We start from the raw sequence: 26,240 nt of genomic DNA on the forward strand, positions 1-26,240 counted from the left end.
GAAGTGAAACGCCGTAGCGCCGATGGTAGTGTGGGGTCTCCCCATGCGAGAGTAGGGAACTGCCAGGCATCAAATTAGAAAAACCCCGGTCCATAAGGCCGGGGTTTTTTGCATATCAATTATTTGCATGATGAAGGGAATCTCATGTCAGTTCTGTATATCCAAATTCGTCGTAATCAAATTACTGTTCGCGATCTTGAAAGCAAACGTGAAGTGTCAGGAGAGGCTGCCTTCAGTAACCAGCGCCTGTTAATCGCCAATTTCTTTGTTGCAGAAAAAGTTCTGCAAGATCTTGTTTTGCAACTCCACCCACGTTCACCCTGGTACTCTTTTTTGCCAGCAAAACGTATGGATATTGTTGTGAGCGCGCTGGAAATGAATGAGGGCGGTTTGTCACAGGTTGAGGAACGCATTCTTCATGAAGTGGTCGCTGGTGCAACGTTAATGAAATATCGCCATTTCCACATCCATGCGCAATCAGTGGTGCTCAGTGATAGTGCGGTCATGGCAATGCTTAAGCAGAAATAATCATGTCACCATTGGTGGGTACGAAACCTGAAGTTCAGCTCACCGGGATGAGAAAAAAATTGCCTACGCCTCCACATACGCCAGATTCAGCAGCGGATACGGTCTCCCCAGATCGTCAACTGCCGAGCGTCCCGTAACCTTAAACCCCATCGTTTTATAGAACCCCACCGCCTGCGTATTTTGCTCATTAACGTTGGTTGTCAGTTCCGGTGCCATCGAGAGCGCATGTTCCACCAGCATCCGACCCACGCCGCAGCCGCGCACATCAGGATCGATAAACAGCGCATCCATATCCTGCCCACTTAACAACATAAACCCAACCGGCCGATCCCGCTCATTAACCGCGACCCACAACGGCGCTTCCGGCAGGAAGGAACGCACCAGCTCTTCCAGCTCGGCCCGATACTCTGCTGATAAAAAATCGTGAGTGGCATCGACAGAACGGCACCAAATCGCAACCAGTTCTTCCCCTTCCTCATGCCGTGAGCGGCGAATACTAATAACCATTTTCTCTCCTTTTCGTCATTCTTATATTCTAACGTAGCCTTTTCCTTGAAACTTTCTCACCTTCAACATGCAGGCTCGACATTGGCAAATTTTCTGGTTATCTTCAGCTATCTGGATGTCTAAACGTATAAGCGTATGTAGTGAGGTAATCAGGTTATGCCGATTCGTGTGCCGGACGAGCTACCCGCCGTCAATTTCTTGCGTGAAGAAAACGTCTTTGTGATGACAACTTCTCGCGCGTCTGGTCAGGAAATTCGTCCGCTAAAGGTGCTTATCCTTAACCTGATGCCGAAGAAGATCGAAACTGAAAATCAGTTTCTGCGCCTGCTTTCAAACTCACCTTTGCAGGTCGATATTCAGCTGTTGCGCATCGATTCCCGTGAATCGCGCAACACGCCCGCAGAGCATCTGAATAACTTCTACTGTAACTTTGAAGATATTCAGGAACAAAACTTTGATGGTCTGATAGTTACTGGCGCGCCGCTGGGCCTGGTGGAGTTTAATGACGTCGCTTACTGGCCGCAGATCAAACAGGTGCTGGAGTGGTCGAAAGATCACGTCACCTCAACGCTGTTTGTCTGTTGGGCGGTACAGGCTGCGCTCAATATCCTCTACGGCATTCCTAAGCAAACCCGCACCGACAAACTCTCTGGCGTTTATGAGCATCACATTCTCCATCCTCATGCGCTTCTGACGCGTGGCTTTGATGATTCATTTCTGGCACCGCATTCGCGCTATGCTGACTTTCCGGCAGCGTTGATTCGTGATTATACCGATCTGGAAATTCTGGCGGAGACAGAAGAAGGGGATGCATATCTGTTTGCCAGCAAAGATAAGCGCATTGCCTTTGTGACGGGGCATCCGGAATACGACGCACATACGCTGGCGCAGGAATTTTTCCGCGATGTGGAAGCCGGACTAGACCCGGATGTACCGTATAACTATTTCCCGCATAATGATCCGCAAAATACACCGCGAGCGAGCTGGCGTAGTCACGGTAATTTGCTGTTTACCAACTGGCTCAACTATTACGTCTACCAGATCACGCCATACGATCTACGGCACATGAATCCAACGTTGGATTAATCTTCTGTGATAGTCGATCGTTAAGCGATTCAGCACCTTACCTCAGGCACCTTCGGGTGCCTTTTTTATTTCCGAAACACACCTCAAGAGGTGAATAAATTTTATTCATATTGTTATCAATAGGTTAACATGTATTTTTATTTAAAATGGAAATTGTTTTTGATTTTGCATTTTAAATGAGTAGTCTTAGTTGTGCTGAACGAAAAGCACACAACAATCCTTCGTTCACAGTGGGGAAGTTTTCGGATCCATGACGAGGAGCTGCACGATGACTGAACAGGCAACAACAACCGATGAACTGGTTTTCACAAGGCCGTATGGCGAGCAGGAGAAGCAAATTCTTACTGCCGAAGCGGTAGAATTTCTGACTGAGCTGGTGACGCATTTTACGCCACAACGTAATAAACTTCTGGCAGCGCGCATTCAGCAGCAGCAGGATATCGATAACGGAACATTGCCTGATTTTATTTCGGAAACAGCTTCCATTCGTGATGTTGACTGGAAAATTCGTGGTATTCCTGCGGACTTAGAAGATCGTCGGGTAGAGATTACCGGACCCGTAGAGCGCAAGATGGTGATCAACGCGCTCAACGCCAATGTGAAAGTCTTTATGGCCGATTTTGAGGATTCACTGGCCCCGGACTGGAACAAAGTGATCGATGGGCAAATTAACCTGCGCGATGCAGTTAATGGCACCATCAGTTACACCAATGAAGCAGGCAAAATTTACCAGCTCAAGCCCAATCCAGCGGTGTTGATTTGTCGGGTACGCGGTCTGCACTTGCCGGAAAAACATGTCACCTGGCGTGGTGAGGCAATCCCTGGCAGCCTGTTTGATTTTGCGCTCTACTTCTTTCACAACTACCAGGCCTTACTGGCAAAAGGCAGTGGCCCCTATTTCTATCTGCCAAAAACCCAGTCCTGGCAGGAAGCGGCCTGGTGGAGCGAAGTCTTCAGCTATGCAGAAGATCGCTTTAATCTGGCGCGCGGCACCATCAAGGCGACGTTGCTGATTGAAACGCTGCCCGCCGTGTTCCAGATGGATGAAATCCTTCACGCGCTGCGTGACCATATTGTTGGTCTGAACTGCGGTCGTTGGGATTACATCTTCAGCTATATCAAAACGTTGAAAAACTATCCCGATCGCGTCCTGCCAGACAGACAGGCTGTGACGATGGATAAACCGTTCCTTAATGCCTATTCACGCCTGTTAATCAAAACCTGCCATAAACGCGGCGCATTTGCGATGGGCGGCATGGCAGCGTTTATTCCGAGCAAAGATGAAGAGCGCAATAACCAGGTGCTCAACAAAGTAAAAGCGGATAAATCGCTGGAAGCCAATAACGGTCACGATGGCACATGGATCGCTCACCCAGGTCTTGCGGATACGGCAATGGCGGTATTCAACGACATTCTCGGCTCCCGTAAAAATCAGCTTGAAGTGATGCGCGAACAAGACGCGCCGATTACTGCCGATCAGCTACTGGCACCTTGTGATGGTGAACGCACCGAAGAAGGTATGCGCGCCAACATTCGCGTGGCTGTGCAGTACATCGAAGCATGGATCTCCGGCAACGGCTGTGTGCCGATTTATGGCCTGATGGAAGATGCGGCGACGGCTGAAATTTCCCGTACCTCGATCTGGCAGTGGATCCATCATCAAAAAACGTTGAGCAATGGCAAACCGGTGACCAAAGCCTTGTTCCGCCAGATGCTTGGCGAAGAGATGAAAGTCATTGCCAGCGAACTGGGCGAAGAACGTTTCTCCCAGGGGCGTTTTGACGATGCCGCACGCTTGATGGAACAGATCACCACTTCCGATGAGTTAATTGATTTCCTGACCCTGCCAGGCTACCGCCTGTTAGCGTAAACCACCACATAACTATGGAGCATCTGCACATGAAAACCCGTACACAACAAATTGAAGAATTACAGAAAGAGTGGACTCAACCGCGTTGGGAAGGCATTACTCGCCCATACAGCGCGGAAGATGTGGTGAAATTACGCGGTTCAGTCAATCCTGAATGCACGCTGGCGCAACTGGGCGCGGCGAAAATGTGGCGTCTGCTGCATGGCGAGTCGAAAAAAGGCTACATCAACAGCCTCGGTGCACTGACTGGCGGTCAGGCGCTGCAACAGGCGAAAGCGGGTATTGAAGCAGTCTATCTGTCGGGATGGCAGGTAGCGGCGGACGCTAACCTGGCGGCCAGCATGTATCCGGATCAGTCGCTCTATCCGGCAAACTCGGTGCCAGCTGTGGTGGAGCGGATCAACAACACCTTCCGCCGTGCGGATCAGATCCAATGGTCCGCGGGCATTGAGCCGGGCGATCCGCGCTATGTCGATTACTTCCTGCCGATCGTTGCCGATGCGGAAGCCGGTTTTGGCGGTGTCCTGAATGCCTTTGAACTGATGAAAGCGATGATTGAAGCCGGTGCAGCGGCAGTTCACTTCGAAGATCAGCTGGCGTCAGTGAAGAAATGCGGTCACATGGGCGGCAAAGTTTTGGTGCCAACTCAGGAAGCTATTCAGAAACTGGTCGCGGCGCGTCTGGCAGCTGACGTGACGGGCGTTCCAACCCTGCTGGTTGCACGTACCGATGCCGATGCGGCGGATCTGATCACCTCCGATTGCGACCCGTATGACAGCGAATTTATTACCGGCGAGCGTACCAGTGAAGGCTTCTTCCGTACTCATGCGGGCATTGAGCAAGCGATCAGCCGTGGCCTGGCGTATGCGCCATATGCTGACCTGGTATGGTGTGAAACCTCCACGCCGGATCTGGAACTGGCGCGTCGCTTTGCACAAGCTATCCACGCGAAATATCCGGGCAAACTGCTGGCTTATAACTGCTCGCCGTCGTTCAACTGGCAGAAAAACCTCGACGACAAAACTATTGCCAGCTTCCAGCAGCAGCTGTCGGATATGGGCTACAAGTTCCAGTTCATCACCCTGGCAGGCATCCACAGCATGTGGTTCAACATGTTTGACCTGGCAAACGCCTATGCCCAGGGCGAGGGTATGAAGCACTATGTTGAGAAAGTGCAGCAGCCGGAATTTGCCGCCGCGAAAGATGGCTATACCTTCGTATCTCACCAGCAGGAAGTGGGTACAGGTTATTTCGATAAAGTGACGACCATTATTCAGGGCGGCACGTCTTCAGTCACCGCGCTGACCGGCTCCACCGAAGAATCGCAGTTCTAATAACCAACGCCCCTTTCCGTAAGGCGAGGGGCGAATTAAGGAGAGGCGATGCCGCGTGGCCTGGAATTACTGATTGCACAAACCATTCTGCAAGGCTTCGACGCTCAGTATGGTCGATTCCTCGAAGTGACTTCCGGGGCGCAGCAGCGTTTCGAACAAGCCGACTGGCACGCTGTCCAGCAGGCGATGAAAAACCGTATCCATCTTTACGATCATCACGTGGGTCTGGTGGTGGAGCAACTGCGCTGCATTACCAACGGCCAAAGCACGGACGCGGCATTTTTACTGCGCGTTAAAGAGCATTACACCCGGCTGTTGCCGGACTACCCGCGTTTCGAGATTGCGGAGAGCTTTTTTAACTCCGTGTACTGTCGGTTATTTGACCACCGCTCGCTTACTCCCGAGCGGCTTTTTATCTTTAGCTCCCAGCCAGAGCGCCGTTTTCGTACCATTCCCCGCCCGCTGGCGAAAGACTTTCACCCCGATCACGGCTGGGAATCTCTGCTAATGCGCGTTATCAGCGATCTGCCGCTGCGTCTGCGCTGGCAAAATAAAAGCCGTGACATTCATTACATCATTCGCCATCTGACAGAAATGTTGGGGACAGACAACCTCGCGGAAAGCCATTTACAGGTGGCGAACGAACTGTTTTATCGCAATAAAGCCGCCTGGCTGGTGGGCAAACTGATCACGCCTTTCGGCACATTGCCATTTTTGCTGCCGATCCATCAGACGGACGACGGCGAGTTATTTATTGATACTTGCCTGACGACGACCGCCGAAGCGAGCATCGTCTTTGGCTTCGCACGCTCCTATTTTATGGTTTATGCACCGCTGCCCGCAGCACTGGTCGAGTGGCTACGGGAAATTCTGCCAGGTAAAACCACCGCTGAATTGTATATGGCTATCGGCTGCCAGAAGCACGCTAAAACCGAGAGCTACCGCGAATATCTCGTTTATCTACAGGGCTGTAATGAGCAGTTCATTGAAGCGCCGGGTATTCGTGGCATGGTGATGTTGGTGTTTACGCTGCCGGGTTTTGATCGGGTGTTCAAAGTGATTAAAGACAAGTTCGCGCCGCAGAAAGAGATGTCTGCAGCTCACGTTCGTGCCTGCTACCAACTGGTGAAAGAGCACGATCGCGTAGGTCGAATGGCGGACACCCAGGAGTTTGAAAACTTTGTGCTGGAGAAGCGGCAAATCGCACCGGCATTAATGGAATTACTGCTCCAGGAAGCGGCGGAAAAAATCACCGATCTCGGCGAACAGATTGTAATTCGCCATCTCTATATTGAGCGGCGGATGGTGCCGCTCAATATCTGGCTGGAACAAGTGGAAGGTCAGCAGCTGCGCGACGCCATTGAAGAATACGGTAACGCTATTCGCCAGCTTGCTGCCGCCAATATCTTCCCTGGCGACATGCTGTTTAAAAACTTCGGTGTCACCCGCCACGGGCGCGTGGTGTTTTATGATTACGATGAAATTTGCTACATGACGGAAGTAAACTTCCGCGACATCCCACCGTCGCGCTACCCGGAGGACGAACTTGCCAGCGAACCGTGGTACAGCGTCTCGCCGGGCGATGTTTTCCCGGAAGAATTCCGCCACTGGCTTTGCGCCGATCCGCGCATTGGTCCGCTGTTTGAAGAGATGCACGCCGACCTGTTCCGCGCCGATTACTGGCGCGCACTACAAAACCGCATTCGTGAAGGACATGTGGAAGATGTTTATGCGTATCGGCGCAGGCAAAGATTTAGCGTACGATATGGGGAGATGCTTTTTTGAGTAAAGCTTCCATCTTATTTTTCTCCGCGATGTATCGAGAGTTATCCGTAAAGCCATAGCTTTCAGCCATCTTATTTAACGTATTAAGGATTAATTCAGCAATAACCCGATGACCCAATTTAAAAGCCAACTCAAAGGCAGAGTATTTTTGTGGCGCTTTATGTTGCCAAAAATCTATAATATCTTCAGCGGTAAATCCAAAAAGGCGTGCATGGTCAGATAAAGCAAGATAAACTGTCTCTACAACGTTTTGTTGTTTATGCTGTATCGCTGAAAACAAACCGGGATATTCATTAGAATTATGTGCCAGGAGGAGGGTCTTCATATTTTTTTTATCGAATTTAAACGTATTAAACAGAGTGGGTAATGCGTTAAAAATAGTCTTAATAACGTTCATATGTCCGCGCTGCATGGCTATAAACAAACCCGTGTCGCGCGCAAGATTTTTGGCGGTCAGAAGATCTACAATATCAGAAGCGGAAATGTTAATTTCCTGGGCCAGACAGGGCAATGCTTCGAGTATAACTCTCACGATATCGCTATGTCCATTTTGCATCGCCGGGTATAGCCCCGGGTAACCATAAAAATCCTTTGCCTTCAGGAGAACGAGTACCTGCTCTTTAGTCAAATGACATGTGCGAATTAACAAAGGTAATGCATCCAAAAAAACTTTCAGCATGTCGGCATCACCATTCGCCATAACATGGTATAAAACATGGCTGGACGATCTACTTTTGGCACTCAGGATTTTATACACCTGTTCGTTATCTAAATGATGTGTAGCAGCAAGTTTAGGTAAGGCGTTCAGAATCGAGGTTACGACATTTTTATCCTTACGTGATATCGCTAAAAATAATCCAGAACAACCATTTTTATCTTTTGCCTCCACAATATTAATGAGGTTTTTTTTCGAGAGTAATCCTTCATATCCAGGAGCTGACAGTGAATTGAAAATAGTCTCAACGATATCCGCATTACCATAATTTATAGCCAAATATAAACCTGGCAGGTTAATACTATTATAGGCAGTCAACATTTCTGTTCTATGTAGTTCTGGCATTTTCTGGAGCTGAATCATCAACTGCGTAAGTTTGTGATTCTGACCAATTGCCATGAGCAAATTCATCGTTGCAGGTGATAATGGAGGGGTTATTTCATCCACAGATCCTTTTAACATCAATAGCTGTTCTCTCGGAAGTGCTGGAATTATTGCAACAGATTGGTTAATAACATGATCATTTGACCATTTCAGGAGGCTATAATCTACATTCATAAAATCCATCAGAGAATAGTGTTTAATATCCTCTTTACTTTCGCTCATGATTCTTATTTTATCGTTAGTTACATTAGGATCATAAACCGAAACCACGTAATGGGTACATCCTTCAGTTGTATTTTTTATTCTTAGCCGGGCCGTCAAAGCATGGTTATCCACCAATAATATGGCTGCCATAACACTGATACCATTTGATTCCATCTTGTCAAAATATGCCTTCATAACTAGACCAAAATCACCGCAGGCAGCAACACAACGCCCCTCAGGACGGCTGGAAATTAACGCCAAAGTCTGGTTTTTACATTTTTTGTTGAAGTGAGCGAGAAAATTTTCAGCTGAAGAATAATCATCTTGATGGGGTTTGTAATCAACATTCTGATAAATATCATTAATATATTGTGCAGCAATGTGTCGGCATACTATACGGTTTTGGGGGCGCCCCGGAAAATAACATTGACCATTAAGTTTAACTCTTGGAAATTCTTTTTCTTTTCTATCTGAGGTTAGGTTTAATTCTTGTTTGTCAAGAGTGTCTAAGCGTTGAGGTAAAATTTCCATTAGGTATTCTTCAAATATTGGAGCAATGGTTTGAGTGAGTGTCGTGTTTTCATTTTTATTAATTATCGTAATTTCTTTTTTATCAGTCTGTAAGACAGACGTGGAAAATTTAATGACAAAATCCTTATTGCTAAAGATATGACGGCCGTTTTGTCTACAGTTTTCTGAGAAGCTTTTTAATAGAGGTGTCCCCAGCTCCTTGCCAGAAAATTTATTCTCGAGTTCTTTATAAAACAATTCACTCAGGTTTTGGTGTTCATTTGTCTGGGCTGCATTATTAATATTTAAAGAGAAAGAATTGCGAGGAATACGAGTAATCATTTAAATATCTCATTGTTTATTGATGTCTGGAATTTTAACTATCAGAACAGTGAAAAAATTTAATATGATTACAAGTAAAGAAATATCATAAATCGCTCAATCTCATAATGAAACCGCAAAAGTTTCGGCGCAATGAGTTCTTGCGATTTTGTTAATAATTAAGTGGTTTGATGTTTAAAAATAATGCTGAGTTAATAAAAGTGTGTGAAGTGTATGATATTAAGTTATTTTTGCGTCAATGCGATTAACAGATACCCTTATTCTATTGCTACTCAGGTATGACGGGCAGAATATTACCTCTACCCGCCAGAAAAAGTCAGCGCATTCCACCGTACGCCAGCGTCACTTCCTTCGCCGCTTTAATCACCATCGCACCAAACTCGGTCACGCGGTCATCGGTAATACGTGAAATCGGCCCGGAAATCGAAATTGCCGCAAATGGTTCGCGGTGCTCATCGAAAATACACGCTGCAAGGCAACGTAGCCCCAGCGCATGTTCTTCATCATCAAATGAATAACCCCGTTTGCGCGTTTGGGCGAGATCTTCTTTTAAATGTACAGGAGACACCAGTGTTGCGTGGGTATAGGCATGTAACCCTTTGCGGTGCAGCAGCTTCGTCACCTGTTCTTCGCTCAGTTGGGCTAAAAAGGCTTTACCCGCACCGGAAGCGTGCATCGGTAATTTACCGCCAATAGGGGCGGACATACGCATCAGGTGCGTACACTGTACCTGGTCGATAATAATCGCTTCGTGATCGCTTTGATCAAGCACCGCCATATTTACCGTTTCGCCAGACTCTTCCATTAGATTGCGCAGGATAGGGTGAACAATGGCTAACAAATTACGGCTCTGGAGAAAGCTGCTGCCGACCATAAAGGCATGTGCGCCGATTGCCCAGTGTCCCAGTTCGCCAACCTGACGCACGAAACCCTGCTGTTGCATCGTGGTTAGCAGACGGTGGGTCGTGGAGTTGGGTAACCCGGCTTGTTGCGCCAGTTCCGTGAGTGCCACACTGCCATTGGATTCGGCAATCCACTCCAGTAATTTCAGGCCACGCGTTAAAGACTGAACATGCCCAGTCGCTGGTGCGGTGGCAACGGCGGGTTTTCTGCCGCGTTTTGCGGGAATGGGTGCGACCATGACAGCCTCCTTTTTCTGTATCGTGGAAATCATTTTCATTTTTATTGTTAGCTAATGCAATAGTTGCTGAACTGATCCGATGAGTTAATGTTGAACAAATCTCATGTTGCGTGGTGCTCGCTTTTACCACAGATGCGTTTATGCCAGTATGGTTTGTTGAATTTTTATTAAATCTGGGTTGAGCGTGTCGGGAGCAAGTGTGAGCAGCAAAGTGGAACAACTGCGTGCGCAGTTAAATGAACGTATTCTGGTGCTGGATGGCGGTATGGGCACTATGATCCAGAGCTATCGACTGAACGAAGCCGATTTTCGTGGTGAACGCTTTGCCGACTGGCCATGCGATCTCAAAGGCAACAACGACCTGCTGGTACTCAGCAAACCGGAAGTGATCGCCGCTATCCACAACGCCTACTTTGAAGCGGGCGCGGATATCATCGAAACCAACACCTTCAACTCCACGACTATTGCGATGGCGGATTACCAGATGGAATCCCTGTCGGCGGAAATCAACTTTGCGGCGGCGAAGCTGGCGCGTACCTGTGCTGACGAGTGGACCGCCCGTACGCCAGAGAAACCGCGCTACGTTGCCGGTGTTCTCGGCCCGACCAACCGCACGGCGTCTATTTCTCCGGACGTGAACGATCCAGCATTCCGCAACATCACTTTTGACCAGCTGGTGGCGGCTTATCGAGAATCCACTAAAGCGCTGGTGGAAGGCGGTGCGGATCTGATCCTGATTGAAACCGTTTTCGACACTCTTAACGCCAAAGCGGCGGTCTTTGCGGTGAAAACGGAGTTTGAAGCGCTGGGTGTTGAACTGCCGATTATGATCTCCGGCACCATCACCGACGCCTCCGGGCGCACACTCTCCGGGCAGACCACTGAGGCATTTTACAACTCATTGCGCCACGCCGAAGCGCTAACCTTTGGCCTGAACTGTGCGCTGGGGCCCGATGAACTGCGCCAGTACGTGCAGGAGCTGTCACGGATTGCGGAATGCTACGTCACCGCGCACCCGAATGCTGGGCTGCCCAACGCTTTTGGTGAATACGATCTCGACGCCGACACGATGGCAAAACAAATACGTGAATGGGCAGAAGCGGGATTCCTGAATATTGTTGGCGGCTGCTGCGGCACCACGCCACAACATATTGCAGCGATGAGCCGTGCAGTAGAAGGATTAGCGCCGCGCAAACTACCGGAAATTCCCGTAGCCTGTCGTTTGTCCGGCCTGGAGCCGCTGAACATTGGCGACGACAGCCTGTTTGTGAACGTCGGCGAGCGGACCAACGTCACCGGTTCCGCTAAGTTCAAACGCCTGATTAAAGAAGAGAAATACAGCGAGGCGCTGGATGTGGCGCGTCAGCAGGTGGAAAACGGCGCGCAGATTATCGATATCAACATGGATGAAGGGATGCTCGACGCCGAAGCGGCGATGGTGCGTTTCCTTAATCTGATTGCGGGTGAACCGGATATCGCTCGTGTGCCGATTATGATCGACTCCTCAAAATGGGACGTCATTGAAAAAGGTCTGAAGTGTATCCAGGGCAAAGGCATTGTTAACTCTATCTCGATGAAAGAGGGCGTCGACGCCTTTATCCATCACGCGAAACTGTTGCGTCGCTACGGTGCGGCAGTCGTGGTGATGGCCTTTGACGAACAGGGCCAGGCCGATACCCGCGCACGGAAAATCGAGATTTGCCGTCGGGCGTACAAAATCCTCACCGAAGAGGTTGGCTTCCCGCCAGAAGATATCATCTTTGACCCGAACATCTTCGCGGTCGCAACTGGCATTGAAGAGCACAACAACTACGCGCAGGACTTTATCGGCGCGTGTGAAGACATCAAACGTGAACTGCCGCACGCGCTGATTTCCGGCGGCGTTTCTAACGTTTCGTTCTCATTCCGTGGCAACGATCCGGTGCGCGAAGCCATTCACGCGGTGTTCCTCTACTACGCTATTCGCAATGGCATGGATATGGGGATCGTCAACGCCGGGCAACTGGCGATTTACGACGACCTACCCGCTGAACTGCGCGACGCGGTGGAAGATGTGATTCTTAATCGTCGCGACGATGGCACCGAGCGTTTACTGGAGCTTGCCGAGAAATATCGCGGCAGCAAAACCGACGACACCGCTAACGCCCAGCAGGCGGAGTGGCGCTCGTGGGAAGTGAATAAACGTCTGGAATACTCGTTGGTCAAAGGCATTACCGAGTTTATCGAGCAGGATACCGAAGAAGCCCGCCAGCAGGCTACGCGCCCGATTGAAGTGATTGAAGGCCCGTTGATGGACGGCATGAACGTGGTCGGCGATCTGTTTGGCGAAGGCAAAATGTTCCTGCCGCAGGTGGTCAAATCGGCGCGTGTGATGAAGCAGGCGGTGGCTTACCTCGAACCATTCATAGAAGCCAGCAAAGAGCAGGGCAAAACCAACGGCAAGATGGTGATCGCTACAGTGAAGGGTGACGTCCACGACATCGGTAAAAATATCGTTGGCGTGGTGCTGCAATGTAACAACTACGAAATTGTTGATCTCGGCGTTATGGTGCCGGCGGAAAAAATTCTCCGCACCGCCAAAGAAGTGAATGCTGATTTGATTGGCCTTTCGGGGCTTATCACGCCGTCGCTGGATGAAATGGTTAACGTGGCGAAAGAGATGGAGCGTCAGGGTTTCACCATTCCGTTACTGATCGGCGGCGCGACCACCTCTAAAGCGCACACGGCGGTGAAAATCGAGCAAAACTACAGTGGCCCGACGGTGTATGTGCAGAACGCCTCACGCACCGTTGGTGTGGTGGCGGCGCTGCTTTCTGACACTCAGCGTGATGATTTTGTCGCTCGTACCCGTAAAGAGTACGAAACCGTACGTATTCAACATGGGCGCAAGAAACCGCGCACTCCACCGGTCACGCTGGAAGCGGCGCGCGATAACGATTTCGCTTTTGACTGGCAGGCTTACACGCCGCCGGTGGCGCACCGTCTCGGCGTGCAGGAAGTCGAAGCCAGCATCGAAACGCTGCGTAATTACATCGACTGGACACCGTTCTTTATGACCTGGTCGCTGGCCGGGAAGTATCCGCGCATTCTGGAAGATGAAGTGGTAGGTGTTGAGGCGCAGCGGCTGTTTAAAGACGCCAACGACATGCTGGATAAATTAAGCGCCGAGAAAACGCTGAATCCGCGTGGCGTGGTGGGGCTGTTCCCGGCAAACCGTGTGGGCGATGACATTGAAATCTACCGTGACGAAACGCGTACCCATGTGATCAACGTCAGCCACCATCTGCGTCAACAGACCGAAAAAACGGGCTTCGCTAACTACTGTCTCGCTGACTTCGTTGCGCCGAAGCTTTCTGGTAAAGCAGATTACATCGGCGCATTTGCCGTGACTGGCGGACTGGAAGAGGACGCACTGGCTGATGCCTTTGAAGCACAGCACGATGATTACAACAAAATCATGGTGAAAGCGCTTGCCGACCGTTTAGCCGAAGCGTTTGCGGAGTATCTCCATGAGCGTGTGCGTAAAGTCTACTGGGGCTATGCGCCGAACGAGAACCTCAGCAACGAAGAGCTGATCCGCGAAAACTATCAGGGAATCCGCCCGGCACCAGGCTACCCGGCCTGCCCGGAACATACGGAAAAAGCCACCATCTGGGAGTTGCTGGAAGTGGAAAAACATACCGGCATGAAACTTACAGAATCTTTCGCCATGTGGCCCGGTGCATCGGTTTCGGGTTGGTACTTCAGCCACCCGGACAGCAAGTACTACGCGGTGGCGCAAATTCAGCGCGATCAGGTCGAAGACTATGCCCGCCGTAAAGGTATGAGCGTCTCAGATGTTGAACGCTGGCTGGCACCGAATCTGGGGTATGACGCGGACTGATTCACAAATCTGTCACTTTTCCTTACAACAAACAGGGCGCTCAATGAGTGCCCTGTCTCTTTATTAATATGAAACACTTATACTGGAATCAGGCTGGAATAATCTTAGCCGGAAAAACGAATGTCAAAAGTCACGATAAAGATTTCAGTCAGCGTGTTTCCGGTCCTTTGGTCATTCAATTGCTTCAGGAACATATAACGATAAGGAGAACCTGAACTCGTGTTAACGCTGCTTCACCTGCTTTCTGCCGTCGCCCTGTTGGTCTGGGGGACACATATTGTTCGAACAGGCGTAATGCGCGTCTTCGGCGCACGTCTGCGTACCGTTCTGAGCCGGAGCGTCGAAAAAAAGCCGCTCGCCTTTTGCGCGGGGATCGGCGTTACCGCACTGGTGCAGAGCAGTAATGCCACCACCATGCTGGTGACCTCGTTTGTCGCCCAGGATCTGGTTGCTCTCGCGCCTGCGCTGGTGATTGTGCTGGGTGCAGATGTCGGGACGGCGCTAATGGCGCGTATTCTCACCTTCGACTTATCCTGGCTGTCACCGTTACTTATTTTTATCGGCGTGATTTTTTTCCTCGGCCGCAAACAATCACGCGCCGGGCAACTGGGCCGCGTCGGTATTGGTCTTGGGCTGATTTTACTGGCGCTGGAGTTGATTGTGCAGGCCGTAACGCCGATCACCCAGGCAAACGGCGTTCAGGTGATCTTTGCCTCGCTGACGGGTGACATTCTGCTGGATGCGCTGATTGGCGCGATGTTCGCCATTATCAGTTACTCCAGCCTTGCTGCTGTACTGCTGACCGCGACTCTGACCGCCGCAGGCATTATCTCCTTCCCGGTGGCGCTCTGTCTGGTGATTGGTGCTAACCTCGGTTCCGGCCTGCTGGCGATGCTCAACAACAGTGCCGCCAATGCCGCAGCTCGCCGTGTCGCGCTGGGTAGCCTGCTGTTTAAGCTGGTGGGTAGCCTGATTATCCTGCCGTTTGTTCATTTGCTGGCAGAGACAATGGGGAAGTTGCCATTGCCAAAAGCGGAACTGGTGATCTATTTCCACGTCTTCTACAACCTTGTACGCTGCCTGGTCATGTTGCCATTCGTTGACCCGATGGCACGGTTTTGCAAAACGATTATTCGCGATGAACCGGAACTGGATACCCAGCTACGGCCCAAACATCTGGATGTCAGCGCGCTGGATACGCCCACGCTTGCTCTGGCGAATGCCGCCCGCGAAACCCTGCGCATTGGCGACGCCATGGAACAGATGATGGAAGGGCTGAATAAAGTGATGCACGGCGAGCCGCGGCAGGAGAAAGAACTGCGTAAACTGGCTGATGACATCAACGTTCTCTATACCGCTATTAAGCTGTATCTGGCGCGAATGCCAAAAGAGGAACTGGCAGAAGAAGAGTCGCGTCGCTGGGCGGAGATCATCGAAATGTCGCTTAACCTTGAACAGGCCTCCGATATCGTCGAGCGCATGGGTAGTGAAATTGCCGACAAATCGCTGGCTGCAAGGCGAGCATTTTCGCTTGATGGCTTGAAGGAACTGGATGCGCTCTATGAGCAATTGCTCAGTAATTTAAAACTGGCAATGTCGGTTTTCTTCTCTGGCGATGTTACCAGCGCCCGTCGTTTGCGCCGCAGCAAACATCGTTTTCGCATTCTTAATCGCCGCTATTCCCACGCCCACGTCGATCGCCTGCATCAGCAAAACGTGCAGAGCATTGAAACCAGTTCGCTACATTTAGGATTACTGGGAGATATGCAGCGCCTGAACTCGCTGTTTTGTTCAGTCGCTTACAGTGTGCTGGAACAGCCTGATGAAGATGAAGGACGAGACGAGTATTAATACCGTGCCCCTGTAGGCCTGATAAGACGCGTAAAGCGTCGCATCAGGCACTATGTACAAGATGCCGGATCATGCATCCGGCAATTCACTTAAAAACGGTGACCCGCTTCCAGCGGCACCGCTTCTTCACCAGCCTTAAACACATAAGTGGTGTTCGGGCCACCCAGCGTAGCGTGACCTTTATTTACTGTGATCCAGTTACCTTCCGGCAGACCAATAATCGTCAGTTCTGGCGCGACGACCAGCAGTTCGCGAATACGCTGCTCACGGGTTTCACCTTTATGGCCTTCCGGCAGCGCGTTGGTGAAGTGCGGGTTGATTTGCAGCGGGAACAGATTTAGCGCATCGAAACCTTGCGGATCGACAATCGGCATATCGTTGGTGGTACGAATGGTTGGGCAAGCAAGGTTAGCGCCTGCGCTCCAGCCAATATACAGCGCGCCACGTTTCACCACGTCAGTAATTGGTGCCAGCAGCCCGCGCTCGCGGCACTGTTTCAGCAACTGGAAAGTATTACCGCCGCCGACAATCACGATCTCAGCATTTTCAATCGCGGCAACGGGATCGACAACGCTATGAATACCGGTGACAGAAACACCCAGCGGAGCGAGAACCGCAGCCGTTTTCGCTGTGTAATCATCCCAGGTCTGCGTTACGCCAGCGAAAGGAATAAATACCGCAGAACGGCGACCCTGCAACTGTTCAGCAATCAGCGGCAGCGCGTGTTCCAGCCAGGCTTTACCCGGCAGCGTCGAGTTACTCAATAAAAGCAGTTCCATTACTTCTCCGGTTAGTAAGAAATCACGGGAGGCATGCTATCACTGTGATTTTAATCGCTTACTGACATGGCTCACGATGTCGCACATTGCTTCTGGAAAGTGATTTGAGCAGGTAACGAATTCAAGCCAATGGAAATAACAAATAGTTCGCTCATGACTATTTTTTATCAACCCAAAGGTACGGTATATTCCGTTTTTTACAGGAGAATTTATGCTGCCCGACTCATCAGTCCGTTTAAATAAATACATCAGCGAAAGCGGAATTTGCTCACGCCGCGAAGCGGATCGCTATATCGAGCAAGGCAATGTGTTCCTTAATGGCAAGCGAGCCACCATTGGCGATCAGGTGAAACCCGGCGACGTTGTGAAAGTAAATGGTCAGTTGATTGAGCCTCGGGAAGCCGAAGATTTGGTACTTATCGCCCTGAACAAGCCCGTCGGTATTGTCAGCACCACCGAAGATGGCGAGCGCGATAACATTGTCGATTTTGTTAACCACAGCAAACGCGTGTTCCCGATTGGCCGCCTGGATAAAGATTCCCAGGGGCTGATTTTCCTCACCAATCACGGCGACCTGGTGAATAAGATCCTCCGTGCGGGTAACGATCATGAGAAAGAGTATCTGGTTACGGTCGATAAACCGATTACCGATGAATTTATTCGTGGTATGGGGGCGGGGGTGCCGATCCTCGGGACGGTGACGAAAAAGTGCAAAGTCAAAAAAGAAGCGCCGTTTGTTTTTCGCATTACCCTGGTGCAGGGACTGAACCGTCAGATCCGTCGCATGTGCGAGCACTTTGGTTACGAAGTGAAAAAGCTGGAGCGTACGCGCATTATGAACGTCAGTTTAAGCGGCATTCCGCTGGGTGAGTGGCGCGATTTAACCGACGATGAGCTAATTGATCTCTTTAAATTAATTGAGAATTCCACTTCTGAGGTAAAACCCAAAGCGAAGGCCAAACCGAAAACGGCGGGCATTAAACGCCCGGTGGTGAAGATGGAAAAAACGGCGGAAAAAGGCGGTCGCCCGGCGTCCAACGGTAAGCGTTTTACCTCGCCGGGGCGCAAAAAGAAGGGGCGCTAATCAGCGCCTGCCGCGCGTTGACGTATTTGCCGACCAGCTAAACGATGCTTCGGGATCGGGTTTATAAGCCTGCTTTTTCTTCAACTGGCGGGCTTTTTTTGCTTCAGCCTCACGCTCAACCATTAATTTATCGATGTACTCTTTCTTAATGCTGTTAGTTTCCGAGTTGGTCAGCACGCGACCATGCGCAATACGCGCCCGATCCAGCAGTGTTTTAAGTTCACGCTGCTCGCGTTCAGTCATCTCTTTTTGGGTAATACGGGGGAGTGCCATGATGGTGCCCTCAGTGAGCCGGAGAGTTCAGTGTACGGGAATTCCTTTGCGAGCAGAACTGATAATATTCATTTTGCCTTCTCTTAAATATTTATCTCTCTCGATAATTAGCTAGAGATGCAGATAAAAAATTAAAGGTAATTATTCTTAGATAAAGATGCTGGTTAACAGGGAATAGACTCGTTTATTGATGGGCATAATGACAAGAAAAACATACGGCCCGAAATAATGTCTTTCGGGCCATACTGTGTTTACTCAAACAAATTAAAATGCAGCTTCTGCACCACCTGCTCGGCATCTTCGCCGGGCACCAGGAAGCACAGGTTATGGCTGGATGCGCCGTAGCAAATCATGCGGATGTTAAACGGTTCCAGTACGCCAAATACCTCTTTGCCAACGCCACAGGCTTTTGACAGGTCATTACCAATTAACGCGACCAGTGCCAGACCTTCTTCCACTTCTACCCGGCATAGTGCAGACAGCTCCATCAGCAGGGATTGCGTCAGCAACGTATCGCCAGTGGAGGTGGAACCGGTGGTATCAAGGGTTAATGCCACGCTCACTTCTGATGTGGTGATTAAATCCACCGAGATATTATGCCGCGCGAGAATGCCAAAAACTTCCGCGAGGAAACCGCGAGAATGCAGCATATTCAGGCTGTGCAAAGTGAGCAGAGTCTGATTACGACGAAGCGCCAGGGCACGGAACAGCGGCGGATTTTCAGTTTTATTGCACACCAGCGTACCACCTGCACGTGGGTCTTTACTGGAGCCGACAAACACCGGAATATCGCTGCGTACTGCGGGTAGCAATGTTGCCGGATGCAGTACTTTTGCACCAAAAGTTGCCATCTCTGCCGCTTCGGCAAACGCGATTTCATCAATGCGTTTTGCTGCGGTGACCACGCGTGGATCGGTGGTGTAGATACCTGGGACATCGGTCCAGATATCAACACGAGAAGCGTGTAAAGCCTCCGCCAGCAAGGCTGCCGTATAATCGCTGCCTCCACGGCCAAGCGTCGTTGTACGACCTTTACTTTCGCTGCCGATAAATCCTTGGGTGATCACTAAGCCTTCATTGAGGCGCGGGAGTAGCTGCAGCGCAGCCAGTTCCGCCAGCGCGGCTACATCTGGCTCTGCACGACCAAATCGGTCATTGGTACGCATCACTTTACGTACATCAAACCACTGTGCCTGAACATCGCGTTCGCGCAGGATCTCAACAAACAGCAGGGTCGACATCAGCTCGCCGTGGCTGACCAGTTCATCTGTCAGCGCCGGAGACGTTGCCAGCGCCGCCGCTTCTGCCAGAACAGTAATGTTCTCCAGCAGACGTTCAATCTCTTCACGAATAACGTTCGGGTAACGCAGACGTTCCAGAATGGCAAACTGGATATTGCGGATTGCATCGAGTTTTTCGAATCGCTCGCCAGGTTCCAGTCCTTCAGCTAAAGCGACCAGCAGATTAGTGATACCAGCAGAAGCCGAGAGGACAACTAAACGTACGTTGGCATCAGAAAGCACAATATCAGCACTGCGGTTCATCGCGTCAAAATCAGCTACGCTGGTACCGCCAAATTTGGAGACAACAATTTCAGACATAACTACCTCGTGTCAGGGGATCCATTTTCAGCCTTGGCACAAGGGAAGAGCGGAAGACGGGTGGGCGCAGAGCGATACTTCGCTACTATTTTCACCCAGAAGTGCTCCACCACTTGCGAAACGCCCGACTGCGAACGCTTCTGGTGACAACCCAGGGGATTCAGCCCCTGTAGCCGATGATGAACGTGGCCAGCCGTTCAATCACCTCGGCGATGCACCCCCTCAGGTGTTATCACAGGACTGGCTCCTCCAACACCGTTACTTGGGCAACGCGCCTCTTCTGGCCTGCGCTAGCGCAGGTAGTACATTTATAAATAAAGGGTGAGCGGGGCGGTTGTCAACGATGGGGTCATGCGGATTTTTCATCCACTCCTGGCGGTCAGTAGTTCAACTAATAAATGCTTCATCGCGCTAAGGGTTTACACCCAACATTACGCTAACGGCACTAAAACCATCACATTTTTCTGTGACTGGCGCTACAATCTTCCAAAGTCACAATTCTCAAAATCAGAAGAGTATTGCTAATGAAAAACATCAATCCAACGCAGACCGCTGCCTGGCAGGCACTACAGAAACACTTCGATGAAATGAAAGACGTTACGATCGCCGATCTTTTTGCTAAAGACGGCGATCGTTTTTCTAAGTTCTCCGCAACCTTCGACGATCAGATGCTGGTGGATTACTCCAAAAACCGCATCACTGAAGAGACGCTGGCGAAATTACAAGATCTGGCGAAAGAGTGCGATCTGGCGGGAGCGATTAAGTCGATGTTCTCTGGCGAGAAGATCAACCGCACCGAAAACCGCGCTGTTCTGCACGTAGCGCTGCGTAACCGTAGCAATACCCCGATTCTGGTTGATGGCAAAGATGTTATGCCGGAAGTCAACGCGGTGCTGGAGAAGATGAAAACCTTCTCGGAAGCGATTATTTCTGGTGAGTGGAAAGGCTATACCGGCAAAGCAATCACTGACGTAGTGAACATCGGGATCGGTGGTTCTGACCTCGGGCCGTACATGGTGACCGAAGCACTGCGTCCGTACAAAAATCACCTGAACATGCACTTTGTTTCTAACGTCGATGGAACTCACATCGCGGAAGTGCTGAAAAAAGTAAACCCGGAAACCACGCTGTTCCTGGTAGCATCTAAAACCTTCACCACTCAGGAAACCATGACCAACGCCCATAGCGCGCGTGACTGGTTCCTGAAAGCGGCAGGTGATGAGAAACACGTTGCGAAACACTTTGCTGCGCTCTCAACCAATGCCAAAGCCGTTGGTGAGTTTGGTATTGATACCGCTAACATGTTCGAGTTCTGGGACTGGGTCGGCGGTCGTTACTCTTTATGGTCAGCGATTGGCCTGTCGATTGTTCTCTCCATCGGCTTTGATAACTTCGTTGAACTGCTTTCTGGCGCACACGCGATGGACAAGCATTTCTCCACCACGCCTGCAGAGAAAAACCTGCCTGTACTGCTGGCGCTGATTGGCATCTGGTACAACAATTTCTTTGGCGCGGAAACTGAAGCGATTCTGCCGTACGACCAGTATATGCACCGTTTCGCAGCGTACTTCCAGCAGGGCAATATGGAGTCCAACGGTAAGTATGTTGACCGTAACGGTAACGTTGTGGATTACCAGACTGGCCCGATTATCTGGGGTGAACCTGGTACTAACGGTCAGCACGCGTTCTACCAGCTGATCCACCAGGGTACGAAGATGGTGCCATGCGATTTCATCGCCCCGGCTATCACCCATAACCCGCTCTCTGATCATCACCAGAAACTGCTGTCTAACTTCTTCGCTCAGACCGAAGCGCTGGCGTTTGGTAAATCCCGCGAAGTGGTTGAGCAGGAATATCGCGATCAGGGTAAAGATCCGGCAACGCTTGACTACGTGGTACCGTTCAAAGTGTTCGAAGGTAACCGCCCAACCAACTCTATCCTGCTGCGCGAAATCACTCCGTTCAGCCTGGGTGCGTTGATTGCGCTGTATGAGCACAAAATCTTTACTCAGGGCGTGATCCTGAACATCTTCACCTTCGACCAGTGGGGCGTGGAGCTGGGTAAACAGCTGGCGAACCGTATTCTGCCAGAGCTGAAAGATGACAAAGAAATCAGCAGCCACGATAGCTCGACCAATGGTCTGATTAACCGCTATAAAGCGTGGCGCGGTTAATTAAATAACCTTAATAACAATGCCGACTATAAGTCGGCATTGTTTTATCAGATAAATCCCCTTGTCTGTGATTTAACAGAAATCATACCGTGAGGTTAATCCTAAAATAGATTTTTAATTGTGGTTGATTTCGGAAAATACGCAGGTTCATTCCTTTTTGTTTTATTTTAAGTTTATGATTTGCAATGTTATTTATATATAATGTGAAACTTATATTTGATATTCATTCCAATTATCTTAAAACCCCGTCACTAATTCCCCACGCCGTAATTCGCATGCTTTAGTTGTGTATACTCGATCCCGCCCGAAATGTTTTTGGGTAAATCTCCATTCATTCAATGAAGGGAAATTGTTATGAAAAAAGTTCTGTATGGCATTTTTGCCATATCTGCGCTTGCGGCGACTTCTGCGTGGGCTGCACCTGTACAGGTGGGCGAAGCGGCAGGGGCGGCAGCAACGTCGGTTTCGGCGGGTAGCTCCTCCGCGACCAGCGTCAGCACCGTAAGCTCGGCGGTGGGTGTCGCGCTCGCGGCAACCGGTGGCGGTGATGGTTCTAATACCGGGACCACCACAACCACGACCACCAGTACCCAGTAATAAAGTATGTATCCCTAAAATAATTCGAGTCATCGCATCTGTGGCTTGAAGTATGACGGGGATTAACCATAACCACACTCCGGTGTGGTTATTCTGCCCCTCTGGAGAAGAGTCGTGAAGCGACCTGCACTCATTCTTATCTGCCTGCTATTACAGGCTTGTTCAGCCACGACTAAAGAGCTGGGCAATTCACTGTGGGACAGTCTGTTCGGTACGCCAGGCGTACAGCTGACGGACGATGATATTCAAAATATGCCCTACGCCAGCCAGTACATGCAGCTTAATGGCGGGCCGCAGTTGTTTGTGGTGCTGGCCTTCGCTGAAGATGGACAACAAAAATGGGTTACTCAGGATCAAGCCACTCTCGTCACACAACATGGTCGTCTGGTGAAGACTTTGCTTGGCGGCGACAACCTGATTGAAGTGAATAACCTTGCCGCCGACCCGCTGATAAAACCCGCACAAATTGTTGATGGCGCAACCTGGACGCGCACGATGGGCTGGACCGAGTACCAGCAGGTGCGCTACGCCACCGCACGCTCGGTTTTCAAATGGGATGGCACCGATACTGTCAAAGTCGGTAGCGATGAAACTCCGGTTCGTGTGCTGGACGAAGAAGTCTCCACCGACCAGGCTCGCTGGCATAACCGCTATTGGATCGACAGCGAAGGGCAAATTCGCCAGTCGGAACAGTATCTCGGCGCGGATTATTTCCCGGTGAAAACCACTCTCATCAAGGCGGCAAAACAATGATTAAACAAACTATTGCTGCGTTGATTATGAGCGTGGGAGCGTCATCGGTCTTTGCGGCAGGCACCGTCAAAGTGTTCAGTAATGGCAGCAATGAGGCCAAAACGCTAACGGGCGCAGAGCATTTAATCGATCTGGTAGGCCAACCGCGGCTGGCAAACAGTTGGTGGCCCGGAGCGGTGATTAGCGAAGAGCTGGCAACGGCGGCGGCATTACGGCAGCAGCAGGCGTTGCTGACAAGGCTGGCAGAACTGGCCTCAGAATCCAGCACCGACGATGCCGCCGCCATTAACGCCTTACGCCAGCAAATTCAGGCGTTGAAGGTGACGGGCAGACAAAAAATCAATCTTGATCCTGATATCGTGCGCGTTGCCGAACGCGGTAACCCGCCGTTGCAGGGCAACTACACGCTGTGGGTCGGACCACCACCGTCCACGGTCACGTTATTCGGGCTTATCAGCTGTCCTGGCAATCAGCCATTCACTCCCGGTCGCGACGTGGCGAGCTATCTCTCTGACCAGAGCCTGCTCAGCGGTGCGGATCGCAGCTACGCGTGGGTCGTTTATCCGGATGGACGCACGCAAAAAGCGCCGGTGGCTTACTGGAACAAGCGTCACGTAGAGCTGATGCCCGGCAGCATTATTTATGTTGGCCTCGCGGACTCCGTCTGGAGTGAGACGCCTGATGCCCTTAACGCTGACATTCTTCAGACTCTGACGCAGCGGATACCGCAATAATGAAAAAAAGACATCTGCTTAGTTTACTGGCGCTGGGCATTAGCACGGCTTGCTACGGCGAAACATATCCTTCGCCCATTGGTCCGTCGCAATCGGATTTCGGTGGCGTAGGATTATTACAAACACCTACTGCGCGCATGGCGCGGGAAGGGGAGTTGAGTCTGAACTATCGCGATAACGATCAGTACCGTTATTACTCTGCTTCGGTGCAACTCTTCCCGTGGTTGGAAACAACGCTGCGTTATACCGACGTGCGCACTCGGCAGTACAGCAGCGTCGAAGCGTTCTCTGGTGATCAAACGTATAAAGATAAAGCCTTCGATCTCAAACTGCGTTTATGGGAAGAGAGTTACTGGCTGCCACAGGTGGCGGTTGGTGCGCGGGATATCGGCGGTACGGGGCTGTTCGATGCGGAATATCTTGTCGCCAGCAAAGCCTGGGGGCCATTCGATTTTACGCTCGGCCTGGGCTGGGGATATCTGGGCACCAGCGGTAACGTGAAAAATCCGCTCTGTTCAGCCAGTGACAAATATTGCTATCGCGATAACAGCTACAAACAAGCGGGATCTATCGACGGCAGCCAGATGTTCCACGGTCCGGCCTCACTGTTTGGCGGCGTGGAATACCAGACGCCCTGGCAGCCGCTGCGTCTGAAACTGGAGTATGAAGGCAATAATTATCAGCAGGATTTTGCCGGGAAGCTGGAGCAAAAAAGTAAGTTTAACGTCGGGGCGATTTATCGCGTTACCGATTGGGCCGACGTTAACCTTAGCTATGAACGCGGTAACACCTTTATGTTTGGCGTCACGCTGCGTACCAACTTTAACGATCTACGCCCGTCCTACAACGATAACGCCCGTCCGCAATATCAACCGCAGCCGCAGGATGCCATTTTGCAGCATTCGGTGGTGGCGAATCAGTTAACGCTGTTGAAATACAACGCCGGACTGGCCGATCCGCAGATCCAGACGAAAGGCGATACGCTGTACGTCACCGGTGAGCAGGTGAAATATCGTGATTCGCGCGAAGGGATCATCCGTGCTAATCGGATCGTGATGAACGATCTGCCGGATGGGATCAAGACGATCCGCGTTACAGAAAATCGCCTTAACATGCCGCAGGTGACGACGGAAACCGATGTCGCCAGCCTGAAAAATCATCTTGCCGGAGAGCCGTTGGGCCACGAAACGAAGCTGGCGCAAAAACGCGTCGAGCCAGTGGTTCCGAAGTCCACCGAGCAGGGCTGGTATATCGACAAATCACGCTTTGATTTCCATATCGATCCGGTGCTAAACCAGTCGGTCGGTGGCCCGGAAAACTTTTACATGTATCAGCTGGGCGTGATGGGAACGGCAGATTTGTGGCTGACGGACCATCTGCTGACCACCGGCAGCCTGTTTGCTAACCTTGCCAACAACTACGACAAGTTTAACTACACCAATCCGCCGCAGGACTCGCACTTACCGCGCGTGCGTACCCATGTGCGTGAGTATGTGCAGAATGATGTCTATGTGAATAACCTGCAAGCCAACTACTTCCAGCATCTGGGCAACGGCTTCTACGGTCAGGTCTACGGTGGTTATCTCGAAACCATGTTTGGCGGCGTGGGGGCAGAGGTGTTGTATCGCCCGCTGGATAGCAACTGGGCGTTTGGTCTGGATGCTAACTACGTTAAACAGCGCGACTGGCGTAGCGCGAAAGATATGATGAAATTCACCGATTACAGCGTGAAAACCGGACATCTGACCGCCTACTGGACGCCATCTTTCGCTCAGGATGTGTTAGTGAAAGCCAGCGTCGGGCAATATCTGGCAGGGGATAAAGGCGGCACGCTGGAAATCGCCAAACGCTTTGACAGCGGCGTGGTAGTGGGTGGGTATGCCACGATCACGAATGTTTCGAAAGAGGAGTACGGCGAAGGGGACTTCACCAAAGGCGTGTATATCTCTGTACCGTTGGATCTCTTCTCGTCTGGCCCGACTCGTAGCCGAGCGGCAATTGGCTGGACGCCGCTGACGCGTGACGGTGGTCAGCAACTTGGGCGTAAGTTCCAGTTGTATGACATGACCAGCGACCGAAGCGTCAATTTCCGCTAAGTCAGAGGA

At 50.8% G+C, this 26,240-nt stretch carries 19 protein-coding genes and 1 riboswitch; of the genes, 13 read left to right on the forward strand and 6 right to left on the reverse strand.

From position 1 onward, the window contains the following. Positions 1-144 precede the first annotated feature (144 nt). Positions 145-528 (forward strand): YjaA family stress response protein, encoded by a 384-nt coding sequence (locus BEB42_RS12300; protein WP_001353546.1) that lies wholly within the window; start codon positions 145-147, stop codon positions 526-528. Between the two features lie 63 nt (positions 529-591). On the opposite strand, the gene BEB42_RS12305 is transcribed toward BEB42_RS12300, so the two are convergent. After that, the gene (locus BEB42_RS12305; protein ID WP_105267404.1) at positions 592-1,035 is read right to left on the reverse strand and encodes an acetyltransferase; all 444 of its coding nucleotides are present in this window, start codon (positions 1,033-1,035) and stop codon (positions 592-594) included. Positions 1,036-1,191: 156 nt separating this feature from the next. Between BEB42_RS12305 and metA the strand changes: the two genes are divergently transcribed. The 4 genes from metA (at position 1,192) to aceK (ending at position 7,110) form a co-directional block, all read left to right on the forward strand. Beyond that, a complete protein-coding gene (gene metA, locus BEB42_RS12310; RefSeq protein WP_001122781.1) occupies positions 1,192-2,121 on the forward strand; it encodes a homoserine O-acetyltransferase MetA in 930 nt (309 codons plus the stop codon). 268 nt (positions 2,122-2,389) lie between these two features. Continuing rightward, positions 2,390-3,991, forward strand: coding sequence for a malate synthase A (gene aceB, locus BEB42_RS12315; RefSeq protein ID WP_000138924.1), 1,602 nt, complete (start codon positions 2,390-2,392; stop codon positions 3,989-3,991). Between the two features lie 29 nt (positions 3,992-4,020). Then, positions 4,021-5,325, forward strand: coding sequence for an isocitrate lyase (gene aceA, locus BEB42_RS12320; protein WP_000857856.1), 1,305 nt, complete (start codon positions 4,021-4,023; stop codon positions 5,323-5,325). Between the two features lie 48 nt (positions 5,326-5,373). Continuing rightward, positions 5,374-7,110, forward strand: coding sequence for a bifunctional isocitrate dehydrogenase kinase/phosphatase (gene aceK, locus BEB42_RS12325; RefSeq protein WP_105267405.1), 1,737 nt, complete (start codon positions 5,374-5,376; stop codon positions 7,108-7,110). Here the strand turns inward: aceK and BEB42_RS12330 are convergent. Both BEB42_RS12330 and iclR read right to left on the reverse strand, forming a co-directional pair. Then, positions 7,079-9,265, reverse strand: coding sequence for a ShET2/EspL2 family type III secretion system effector toxin (locus BEB42_RS12330; RefSeq protein ID WP_105267406.1), 2,187 nt, complete (start codon positions 9,263-9,265; stop codon positions 7,079-7,081). The two genes, aceK and BEB42_RS12330, sit on opposite strands and share 32 nt — an antisense overlap. Positions 9,266-9,581: 316 nt before the next feature. Continuing rightward, positions 9,582-10,406: a glyoxylate bypass operon transcriptional repressor IclR gene (gene iclR / locus BEB42_RS12335; RefSeq protein ID WP_105267407.1), complete on the reverse strand. Its 825-nt coding sequence runs from the start codon at positions 10,404-10,406 to the stop codon at positions 9,582-9,584. Between the two features lie 199 nt (positions 10,407-10,605). Between iclR and metH the strand changes: the two genes are divergently transcribed. Beyond that, positions 10,606-14,289: a methionine synthase gene (gene metH, locus BEB42_RS12340; RefSeq protein WP_105267408.1), complete on the forward strand. Its 3,684-nt coding sequence runs from the start codon at positions 10,606-10,608 to the stop codon at positions 14,287-14,289. A gap of 219 nt (positions 14,290-14,508) precedes the next feature. Beyond that, positions 14,509-16,140, forward strand: a complete 1,632-nt coding sequence (locus BEB42_RS12345; RefSeq protein ID WP_000956822.1) for a Na/Pi cotransporter family protein — start codon at positions 14,509-14,511, stop codon at positions 16,138-16,140. A gap of 89 nt (positions 16,141-16,229) precedes the next feature. On the opposite strand, the gene pepE is transcribed toward BEB42_RS12345, so the two are convergent. Continuing rightward, positions 16,230-16,919, reverse strand: coding sequence for a dipeptidase PepE (gene pepE / locus BEB42_RS12350; protein WP_000421761.1), 690 nt, complete (start codon positions 16,917-16,919; stop codon positions 16,230-16,232). Positions 16,920-17,130: 211 nt separating this feature from the next. On the opposite strand from pepE, the gene rluF reads away from it, so the two are divergent. Further along, complete coding sequence (rluF, locus tag BEB42_RS12355; RefSeq protein WP_000936373.1) at positions 17,131-18,003, forward strand: 23S rRNA pseudouridine(2604) synthase RluF; 873 nt, start codon at positions 17,131-17,133, stop codon at positions 18,001-18,003. Here the strand turns inward: rluF and BEB42_RS12360 are convergent, their stop codons facing one another. Together BEB42_RS12360 and lysC are read right to left on the reverse strand one after the other, a co-directional pair. Beyond that, positions 18,004-18,276, reverse strand: coding sequence for a DUF3811 domain-containing protein (locus BEB42_RS12360; RefSeq protein WP_001207638.1), 273 nt, complete (start codon positions 18,274-18,276; stop codon positions 18,004-18,006). Positions 18,277-18,527: 251 nt separating this feature from the next. Next, a complete protein-coding gene (gene lysC / locus BEB42_RS12365; RefSeq protein ID WP_001290326.1) occupies positions 18,528-19,877 on the reverse strand; it encodes a lysine-sensitive aspartokinase 3 in 1,350 nt (449 codons plus the stop codon). Between the two features lie 91 nt (positions 19,878-19,968). Continuing rightward, a riboswitch (Lysine riboswitch) is annotated at positions 19,969-20,165 on the reverse strand. Between the two features lie 236 nt (positions 20,166-20,401). Here lysC and pgi point away from each other — a divergent pair. The 5 genes from pgi to BEB42_RS12400 all read left to right on the forward strand — a co-directional run bounded on the left by pgi (position 20,402) and on the right by BEB42_RS12400 (position 26,231). After that, positions 20,402-22,051, forward strand: a complete 1,650-nt coding sequence (gene pgi, locus BEB42_RS12380; RefSeq protein ID WP_000789986.1) for a glucose-6-phosphate isomerase — start codon at positions 20,402-20,404, stop codon at positions 22,049-22,051. 354 nt (positions 22,052-22,405) lie between these two features. Then, a complete protein-coding gene (yjbE, locus tag BEB42_RS12385) occupies positions 22,406-22,648 on the forward strand; it encodes an exopolysaccharide production protein YjbE (RefSeq protein ID WP_000757329.1) in 243 nt (80 codons plus the stop codon). Positions 22,649-22,762: 114 nt separating this feature from the next. Further along, positions 22,763-23,401, forward strand: a complete 639-nt coding sequence (locus BEB42_RS12390; RefSeq protein ID WP_001296632.1) for a YjbF family lipoprotein — start codon at positions 22,763-22,765, stop codon at positions 23,399-23,401. Continuing rightward, positions 23,398-24,135: a capsule biosynthesis GfcC family protein gene (locus BEB42_RS12395; RefSeq protein ID WP_105267409.1), complete on the forward strand. Its 738-nt coding sequence runs from the start codon at positions 23,398-23,400 to the stop codon at positions 24,133-24,135. The genes BEB42_RS12390 and BEB42_RS12395 overlap by 4 nt, the downstream gene beginning before the upstream one ends. Continuing rightward, on the forward strand, positions 24,135-26,231 hold the full coding sequence (locus BEB42_RS12400; RefSeq protein WP_000745796.1) for a YjbH domain-containing protein: 2,097 nt from the start codon (positions 24,135-24,137) through the stop codon (positions 26,229-26,231). The genes BEB42_RS12395 and BEB42_RS12400 overlap by 1 nt, the downstream gene beginning before the upstream one ends. Positions 26,232-26,240: the final 9 nt, after the last annotated feature.

Source organism: Escherichia sp. MOD1-EC5990 (assembly GCF_002965285.1).
In the GTDB taxonomy this organism is placed as follows: Bacteria; Pseudomonadota; Gammaproteobacteria; order Enterobacterales; family Enterobacteriaceae; genus Escherichia; species Escherichia coli_F.